Genomic DNA, 8,240 nt, shown 5'->3' on the forward strand with positions numbered 1-8,240 from the left:
CCGAGACCCTGGCGCGCCTGGCCTCGGGCCTGCCGCAGGCGATCCCCGACATCGCCGACCCGGCGCTGGCCGGCGATGCCGCGGCCTATGCCGGCATGGGCGCGCGGGCCGCGATCAACGTCCCGCTGACGCGGCTCGGCCGGCTCGCCGGGGTGCTGTTCGTCCATGACCGCGCGCCGCGCGCCTGGGCCGCCGGCGAGATCGCCTTCGTGCGCGAGGTCGCCGAGCGGCTCTGGGGCACGCTCGGGCGCATCCAGGCCGAGGACCAGCAGGCGCTCCGCAACCGCGAGCTCAGCCACCGCCTCAAGAACACCCTCGCGATGGTCCAGGCCATCGCGTCGCAGACCCTGCGCAACGCCCCCGATTTCGAGAGCGCCAAGGAGGCGCTCGCCGCCCGGCTGATCGCCCTGGGCAAGGCGCACGACATCCTCCTGACGGGCGCGCGTGAGAGCGCCGGCATCGCCGCGGTGATCGCCGGGGCGCTGGCGATCCACGACGACGGCCAGGCCGGGCGCCTCGCCCTCGACGGGCCGGAGATCGAGGTCGGCCCGAAGGCGGCGCTGTCGCTGGCGCTGATGATGCACGAGCTCGCCACCAACGCGGCCAAGTACGGCGCGCTCTCGGTGCCCGGCGGCCGCGTGGCCGTGACGTGGTCGCTCGATGCCGACGCCATGGTGCGGATGCTGTGGACCGAGCGCGGCGGTCCCAAGGTCGCGCCGCCGACGCGGAAGGGCTTCGGGTCGCGGCTGATCGAGCGCGGGCTTGCGGGCGCGGTCGGGGGCGCGGTCGGCCTCGCCTACGAGCCCGACGGGGTCGTCTGCCGCGTCGAGGCGCCGCTGTCGGGCTTCCAGGCCGTGGAGTAGGCCGCGCCCGGGTCGGCGCGGGATGAGACCGCCCCGCCAAAGCGTCTCTTACGGTATCCGTCGTCCGATCCCACATCCTCCGAGATGTTCTTCCGCCGCGCCCGAAGCGACAGCTTGTGCGACCTGCCCGGTCTGGAGACCGCGCGACTGTCGATCGACGTGCTGATTCCGGGCGATGCGGAGGCGCTGCGGAGCCTCACCGACGACCCGGCGATCACCGGCGCCGTCGATTTCCTGCCCGCGCCCTTCACGCTCGAGGATGCCCGCAGGCTCATCGCCTCGGGACGCCGCCGCGAGGACCGGTTCTTCGGCGCCCGGACGCGCGAGGGCCGAACCCTCGTCGGGGTGGTCGGGACGCACCTGCGCGGAACCGAGGCGGTCGAGATCGGCTACTGGGTCGGCGGCGCCGCCCGGGGGCGCGGTCTCGCCACGGAAGCGGTGTCGGGCATCCTGGGATCGCTGTCGCTGCGCTTTCCGGCCCGCACGATCGTTGCCGAGTGCCGTCCCGGCAACGTCGCCTCCTGGGGGCTCCTGACCAAGCTCGGGTTCCGCGACACCGGCGAGGAGGGGCACCGCCCGGGCCGGCGGCTGATGGCGCGGCGGGCGATCTGAGGAGGGCTCGCGCGTCCCGACGCCCGCCCGCCAGACCTCGGCAAGGCGGGAACGATTTCGATCGTCTGGGCAAATTTACCGGTTTCACGTGCAGATTAGGACCGTGATAACCGATACATAGGAACATGCTCCACGTACTTGAGGTGGGGCGCGGGCATGGACAGCGCGGAAAACGGCTTCGTCGACGCGCGCGAAACCGTGCACGAACGCGTCGGCGGCTGGGCGGTCCGCCGCCGCATCGCGCAGGCCGGGCCGACCCTGCTTCTCGTCGTCGGCGCCCTGCTCCTGCCGAACGCGCTGGCCATCCTGGCAAGCCTCTGGATCGGCATTCCGGCACGATCCGCGCCGATCGCGGCCTACGTCGTCGTGATCCTGGTCGGCATCCGGCTGCCGCCCCTTGCCGTGGTGCCGCTCTACCTCACGGTGGTGGCCTTCGACCTGCTGATGATCGTCACCGAGATCTTTTCCTCGACATCGGATCCATCCATCACAACCTCGATGCCCTGACGCATGTCCGGTTGCTGAGCTCGCCGCTCTATGCGGGGCTCACGGCGGCCCTGACGGCATTCGTCGCGGCCGGCCTGTGGTTCCTCGTGCGCTACAGGGCGCGCATGGTCCGAGGCAACAGGATCGTCCTCGCCCTGGCGGTGTCGGGATTCCTGTTCGCCGACATCGCGATCAACAGCTCGGCCAGCCTTTCTCTCGGCCCGGCCGCCGCCATCGGTCAGCCCTTCCAATCCGCGGTCCAGGCGTCGGGCTTCGCCGCCCTGACGGAGCCGTCGCCGCGGAAGCCGAACGTCCTTCTCGTGCTCGTCGAGAGCCTGGGCGTCCTGCGCGACCCGCGCCATAGGGAGGTGCTGTTCTCCGCCTTCGACGACGCGGCCTTGAGGGAGGCCTTCAGCATCACGACCGGCACGACGAGCTTCTTCGGGGCGACCTCGTACGGGGAGATGCGCGAGCTCTGCCATTCGCGCTCGGCCTACACCGTTCTCCTCGACGGGCACGGACCGACCTGCCTTCCGGCCCAGCTCGCCGCGCGAGGCTACCGCACCGTCTCGGTCCACGGGTTCACGAGCGCCTTCTACGATCGGTCGTCCTGGTACCCGAAGGCGGGCTTCGTCCGAAGCGTGTTCCAGGACACCGCGACCTCGGCCTACACGCGGCACTGCGGCGGCGCGTTCGTCGGCCCCTGCGACGTCGACATCGCCGAAACCATCGACGACCGGCTGTCGAAGGCGACGCAGCCGCTGTTCGTGTACTGGGTCACGCTCAATTCCCATGTCCCGGTCAGGCCCGGGGAGGCGACGCCGCGCCACGACTGCAAGACCGGTGGGCCCTTCGGCGATCCGGAGGTCTGCGCGATGGCCGAGATCTGGGAGGACCTGTTCGCGGCGGTCTCGCGTCTCGCGATCCGCAATCCGGGTACGGAGATCCTCCTGGTCGGCGATCATGCCCCGCCGCTCTGGCGCCGGGCGGCCCGCGTCCGCTTCGAGCCGGACCGGGTTCCCTGGATCCGGCTCGCGCCGCGCCATCCGGCCACGCCCGTCCTGTACCGGACGGCATCCCCGCAATAGCTTCCGACCGGCGGATCGCCGCGCGGCTCACCGGGCCGCGGCGGGCATCCCGGCCGGCATCGCCCCGCGCCCGCGATAGATCACCAGCGTCGCGACCAGTCCCAGGGCGCCGCCGAGCGACATCCACAGGCCGGGCGCGGCCTTGTCGCCGGTCGCCGCGATCAGCCACGTGGCGACGAGCGGCGTCATGCCGCCGAACAGGGCGGTCGCCAGCGAGTAGGCGAGCGAGAAGCCGGCGGTGCGGACCTCGACCGGAACGACCTCGGTCAGCGCCACCACCATCGCGCCGTTGTAGCTGCCGTAGAGGAACGAGAACCACAGCAGCACGGCGAGCATCGCCCCGAAGCTGATGTGACCCACGAGCCAGGTCAGCGCCGGGTAGGCGGTGAGCAGGGTCAGCGCCGAGAACGCGATCAGGAGCGGCTTGCGGCCGATCCGGTCGGACAGAGCCCCCATCACCGGGAGCCAGAACAGGTTCGAGACCGCGACGCAGAAGGTCACGAGCAGGCTGTCGGTGTCGGTGAGCTTGAGGACGCTCTTGCCGAAGGTCGGCGTGTAGACGGTGATCGTGTAGAACGCGATCGTGGTCATCGCGACCATCAGCATGCCGAGCAGCACGATCCGCCAGTTCGTCGCGAGCGTCCGGAAGATCTCGGCCGCCTCCGGCCGGTGCTTGCGCTCGGCGAAGGCCTTGGTCTCCTCCAGCGAGTTGCGGATGTAGAACAGGAACGGCACCAGCGCGCAGCCGATGAGGAACGGCACCCGCCAGCCCCATTCCGACATCTGCTCCGGCACCAGCGCGTGGCTCAGCCCGTAGCCGATCGCGGCGGCGGCCATGATCGCCACCTGCTGGCTCCCCGATTGCCAGGACACGTAGAAGCCCTTGCGGCCGGGCGTCGCCATCTCCGACAGGTAGACCGAGACGCCGCCGAGCTCGACGCCCGCCGAGAAGCCCTGGAGCAGCCGGCCGATCAGGACGAGGGCCGGGGCGAGCAGGCCGATGGTGGCGTAGGCCGGCACGAAGGCGATCAGCACCGTGCCGGCGGCCATGATCGCCAGGGTGGTGATCAGCCCCTTGCGGCGCCCGACCCGGTCGACGTAGGCGCCGAGCAGCACGGCGCCGAGCGGCCGCATCAGGAAGCCGGCACCGAACGTCATGAAGGTCAGCATCAGGGAGGCGAACTCGTCGCCGGCCGGGAAGAACGCCTTCGCGATGTGGGTCGCGTAGAAGCCGAACAGGAAGAAGTCGAACATCTCCAGGAAGTTGCCGCTGGTGACGCGGAGCACCGCCCCGACCGTCGACCCGGAGGATTTTTCGTAAGGTCCCGCCACGGCTGCGCCTCGTCCCGCGATCCGGCCTGCGCCGTCCGCGCCACTGTTCGCCGGGACGGGCGCGGGCTCAAGTCGCGATGTCGCCGATCGAGGGACTTTTTCGCGCGCTTGAACGTGGGGGCGCTACTCGGCCGCCGCGGCCTGGGGCGTCGTGCCGGCGATCCAGGCCGACAGGTCGGCGCGCGCCCGGTCGGTCAGGGCTTGGCGCTTGAGCATCGCCTTCTCCGGCCCGCGCAGGCGCTTGCCGGTCTCGTTGCGCGGCATCGCGGCGAGCGGCGGGAACAGGCCGAAATTGACGTTCATCGGCTGGAACGAGCGCGGCTTGCCCGGCTCCTTGGCCGTCTCCTCGGGCGCGTCGTCGAGGATGTGGCCGCCGGTGATGTGGGCGATCAGCGCGCCGAGCGCGGTCGTCTGCGGCAGGGGCTCGAGCGCCCCGCCCCGGCTCTCCGCCACCGCGAAGCGCCCGGCCATCAGGCCGATCGCCGCGCTCTCGACATAGCCTTCGCAGCCGGTGATCTGGCCGGCGAAGCGCAGCGACGGGCGCACCTTCAGGCGCAGGGTCGCGTCGAGCAGGCGCGGGCTGTCGAGGTAGGTGTTGCGGTGGAGGCCGCCGAGGCGGGCGAACTCCGCGTTCTCGAGGCCGGGGATGGTGCGGAAGACGCGGACCTGCTCGAAATAGGTCAGCTTCGTCTGGAAGCCGACCATGTTGTAGAGCGTGCCGAGCGCGTTGTCCTGGCGCAGCTGCACGATCGCGCAGGCCTTCACCTGGGGATCGTGCGGGTTGGTGAGGCCGACGGGCTTCATCGGGCCGTGGCGCAGGGTCTCGGGGCCGCGCTCGGCCATCACCTCGATCGGCAGGCAGCCGTCGAAGTACGGCGTCGAGGCCTCCCACTCCTTGAAGCCGATCTTCTCGCCGCCGACGAGCGCCGCGATGAAGGCGTCGTACTGCGTTCGGTCCATCGGGCAGTTGATGTAGTCGGCCCCCGTGCCGCCGGGCCCGACCTTGTCGTAGCGCGACTGGAACCACGCCTTGCTCATGTCGATCGAGTCGCGGTGGACGATCGGGGCGATGGCGTCGAAGAAGGCGAGCGCGTCGGCACCGGTGATGGTGCGGATCGCCTCGGCGAGGGCGGGGGCGGTGAGCGGGCCGGTGGCGACGATGCACGGCCCCCAGCTCTCCGGCGGCAGCCCGGCGACCTCTTCCCGCACGATGGTGACGTTGGGGTGCGCTTCGAGCGCGGCGGTGACGGCGGCGGAGAACCCCTCGCGGTCGACCGCGAGCGCGCCGCCGGCCGGGACCTGATGCCGGTCGGCCGCCCGCAGGATCAGCGATCCGAGCGTCCGCATCTCCTGGTGCAGAAGGCCGACGGCGTTGCCGTTCGGGTCGTCGGAGCGGAAGGAGTTGGAGCAGACGAGCTCGGCGAGGCCCTCGCCGTGATGGGCCTCGGTGCCGCGCACCGGCCGCATCTCGTGCAGCACCGCGTGGTGGCCGGCTTCGGCGATCTGCCAGGCGGCTTCCGAGCCTGCGAGGCCGCCGCCGACGATGTGGATGGGCGCGCTTGCTTGGGACATGCCCCTGCAGATACCGGAACGAGCCGGCCCGAGGCAACGGGCCGGCGCACGTCCGGGAGCTTCAGCCGCGGGCGATGGCGGTTCGGCCGCGGGCGATGGCGGTTCAGCCGCGGGCGATGGTGGTTCAGCCGCGGGCGATGCCCTGGATCTCGAAGCGGTTGATGCCGAGGTCGGCGAGGTCGCGGTCGGACAGGCGCGACAGCTCGGTGATGGTCTCACGGTAACGGAGATAGGCGCGGAAACGGTTGAGGACGCTACGGGCGGCGGACATGACATTGACCTTTGTTCAGGCAGGCGGTGACGACCGCTTGGGCACCGCCTGCCTCTTGTTGGTGCAATGCACATATAAGCTTGCTGCGCCGCAGCGGCAGGCCGACATTCGTTAGCCAGCCATGCGAGCCCGGCATGCGGCGCACAACGATTTAGCAAGGTTTTGGAAAGCCTGTTTTCGAGGCCTTCGCGCGCCCCGGATCGCGTTCGCAGTTCAGGAGGCCAACGGCGTCCGATCGGCTTGGGCAACATGCGAGCGATGACCTTGCGTCGTCTGCGCGCCGGCACCGTCGCGCATCGATCCGATCGCCGAACACTGTCGATCCGCGTGCGGCATCGTGAATATGACAACGCCGCATCGGCCGAAAGGCGCGATGCGGCGCTGTCCATGCGCGGGGCCCGGCCCGACGGCCGGGCCCGGTCTCAGTAGAACGGGCGCAGCCCGTAATAGGCCGGGCGGCCGTAGAACGGGCGCGGCGGGCCGTAAGCGTAGGGGCCGTAGACCGGCCGCCGCCAGTACGGGCGCGGGCCCCAGTTCGGCCGGCACACGCCCCACGGATTGGGATGGAAGCCGGGGCCGCAGCCGCCGGCGACGGTCTCGATCAGGGCGCCGCCGGGCAGCGGCGCCAGCGGCATGGCCTGGGCGGCGGGTGCGAGGAGCAGGGCTCCCGCCAGGCCGGCTGCCGTCGCCAGGCCGGCCCCACCAAAAGTCTTCACGTGCGTCATGACGCGATCTCCTTCGATGTCCGGCCAGGGAGGGAATGGCCGGGCAGCGAGAAATCTACGGCGTACCGGATGAATTTCCACTGACGGCCGTGTTGTGCTGCGTACAGCCAGGCTTCGGCCCGGGCGGGGCGGTCAGTGCAGAGGGGCGGTACAGGGACGGTCAGTGCAGGGGCGGGCTCATGAGGAAGCGCTCACGGTCGCCCGAGACCAGAGTCGGCTTCAGGGCGCGGCCGTCGCGGCGGATCGTCAGCGGCACCCGCACGCCCGCTTCGCCCAGCGCCCAGACGCTGCGGAAGAAGTCGGCGAGATCCGCCACCGGCTCGCCCGCCACCGCCTCGATCACGTCGCCCGCGCGCAGGTCCGCCGCCTCGGCCGGGCCGTTGTCGGCGAGCCCCATCACCACGACGCCGTCCTCGCTCTCGGTGGCGTAGAGGCCGAGCCAGGGGCGGGCCGGACGGTTGGCGCGCCCGCGCGAGGTCAGGTCGTCGAGGATCGGCGGCAGCAGGTCGATCGGCACCACCATGTTGATCGCCCGCGGGCCCGACGTGCCGCCCTGCTGGAGCTGGAGCGAGCCGATCCCGAGGAGGTCGCCCTCCGGGCCGATCAGCGCCGTCCCGCCCCAGTTCGGATGCGAGGGCGCGGTGAACAGCGCCTCGTCGAGGACGTATTCCCAGTAGCCGGCGAATTCCTGCCGGGCGACGATCTGCGCGGCGACGCAGCGCTGGCGCCCGCCGGCGCCGGCCACCACCGCCCGGTCGCCGATCTTCAGGCTGCCGGAGGTGCCGAGCTTGAGCGCCGGCACGCCCAGCGGCCCGAGCGCCTGGACGAGGCCGAAGCCGGTGGCGGCATCGAACCCCATGACGTGGCCGGGCACGGAGCGGCCGTCGTTGGTGGTGAGCCACACGCTCTCCGCCTCGGTGACGAGGTATCCGATGGTGAGCACGAGGCCGTCCTCGCCGATGACCACGCCGTTGCCCGCCCGCTCGGTGCCGAGCGTCTCGGCGGTGAAGGCCTCGGCCGGCACGCGGGCGGAGAGCTGGACCATCGCCGTGAGGGCGCGGTCGAGGTCGTAGCCGTAATCGCCGGGCTTCGGCTGCGTCGAAGCCGGGATCTTCCAATCACCCTGCGAGGCCATGCCGCGTCGGTCCTTCGAGATGTCTGCGCTCCGGTAAGGTGCCGGAGGGTCGGTGGTCCGAGGGGCGCGAGCCGCGTGCCCCCATCCGGGAGATAGGACGCGCCGACCGGTCGCGACACCCCGGCAGGGCGACGCGGCGGCGCGGCGCGAGAGGGC

Annotated in this window: 9 protein-coding genes; 4 read left to right on the forward strand and 5 right to left on the reverse strand. The window is 71.4% G+C overall.

Annotated elements, in window-relative coordinates; translation table 11 throughout:
• From FV223_RS14155 to FV223_RS14165, 4 genes are all read left to right on the forward strand, one after another.
• A partial coding sequence (locus tag FV223_RS14155) for an HWE histidine kinase domain-containing protein (RefSeq protein WP_147727646.1) occupies positions 1-863 on the forward strand: 863 nt, incomplete at its 5' end.
• Between the two features lie 84 nt (positions 864-947).
• The gene (locus FV223_RS14160) at positions 948-1,475 is read left to right on the forward strand and encodes a GNAT family N-acetyltransferase (RefSeq protein ID WP_147727647.1); all 528 of its coding nucleotides are present in this window, start codon (positions 948-950) and stop codon (positions 1,473-1,475) included.
• Between the two features lie 156 nt (positions 1,476-1,631).
• A complete protein-coding gene (locus FV223_RS30430) occupies positions 1,632-1,982 on the forward strand; it encodes a hypothetical protein (protein ID WP_187274914.1) in 351 nt (116 codons plus the stop codon).
• 11 nt (positions 1,983-1,993) lie between these two features.
• On the forward strand, positions 1,994-3,049 hold the full coding sequence (locus FV223_RS14165) for a sulfatase-like hydrolase/transferase (RefSeq protein WP_187274915.1): 1,056 nt from the start codon (positions 1,994-1,996) through the stop codon (positions 3,047-3,049).
• 27 nt (positions 3,050-3,076) lie between these two features.
• Here the strand turns inward: FV223_RS14165 and FV223_RS14170 are convergent, their stop codons facing one another.
• From FV223_RS14170 to FV223_RS14190, 5 genes are all read right to left on the reverse strand, one after another.
• The gene (locus FV223_RS14170) at positions 3,077-4,381 is read right to left on the reverse strand and encodes an MFS transporter (RefSeq protein WP_147727649.1); all 1,305 of its coding nucleotides are present in this window, start codon (positions 4,379-4,381) and stop codon (positions 3,077-3,079) included.
• 123 nt (positions 4,382-4,504) lie between these two features.
• A complete protein-coding gene (gene trmFO, locus FV223_RS14175; RefSeq protein WP_147727650.1) occupies positions 4,505-5,953 on the reverse strand; it encodes a methylenetetrahydrofolate--tRNA-(uracil(54)-C(5))-methyltransferase (FADH(2)-oxidizing) TrmFO in 1,449 nt (482 codons plus the stop codon).
• A gap of 124 nt (positions 5,954-6,077) precedes the next feature.
• Positions 6,078-6,224 (reverse strand): DUF1127 domain-containing protein, encoded by a 147-nt coding sequence (locus FV223_RS14180; RefSeq protein WP_147727651.1) that lies wholly within the window; start codon positions 6,222-6,224, stop codon positions 6,078-6,080.
• A gap of 422 nt (positions 6,225-6,646) precedes the next feature.
• Positions 6,647-6,949: a hypothetical protein gene (locus tag FV223_RS14185; RefSeq protein ID WP_147727652.1), complete on the reverse strand. Its 303-nt coding sequence runs from the start codon at positions 6,947-6,949 to the stop codon at positions 6,647-6,649.
• 160 nt (positions 6,950-7,109) lie between these two features.
• Positions 7,110-8,084 (reverse strand): S1C family serine protease, encoded by a 975-nt coding sequence (locus FV223_RS14190; RefSeq protein ID WP_147727653.1) that lies wholly within the window; start codon positions 8,082-8,084, stop codon positions 7,110-7,112.
• Positions 8,085-8,240 lie beyond the last annotated feature (156 nt).

It is taken from the genome of Methylobacterium sp. WL116, from assembly GCF_008039455.1.
Lineage (GTDB): Bacteria > Pseudomonadota > Alphaproteobacteria > Rhizobiales > Beijerinckiaceae > Methylobacterium.

Coding starts and splice junctions, on each gene's coding strand:
- FV223_RS14180 (WP_147727651.1), bottom strand. CDS start 6,224: ATGTCCGCCGCCCGTAGCGTCCTCAACCGTTTCCGCGCCTATCTCCGT.
- trmFO (WP_147727650.1), bottom strand. CDS start 5,953: ATGTCCCAAGCAAGCGCGCCCATCCACATCGTCGGCGGCGGCCTCGCA.
- FV223_RS14185 (WP_147727652.1), bottom strand. CDS start 6,949: ATGACGCACGTGAAGACTTTTGGTGGGGCCGGCCTGGCGACGGCAGCC.
- FV223_RS14190 (WP_147727653.1), bottom strand. CDS start 8,084: ATGGCCTCGCAGGGTGATTGGAAGATCCCGGCTTCGACGCAGCCGAAG.
- FV223_RS30430 (WP_187274914.1), top strand. CDS start 1,632: ATGGACAGCGCGGAAAACGGCTTCGTCGACGCGCGCGAAACCGTGCAC.
- FV223_RS14160 (WP_147727647.1), top strand. CDS start 948: ATGTTCTTCCGCCGCGCCCGAAGCGACAGCTTGTGCGACCTGCCCGGT.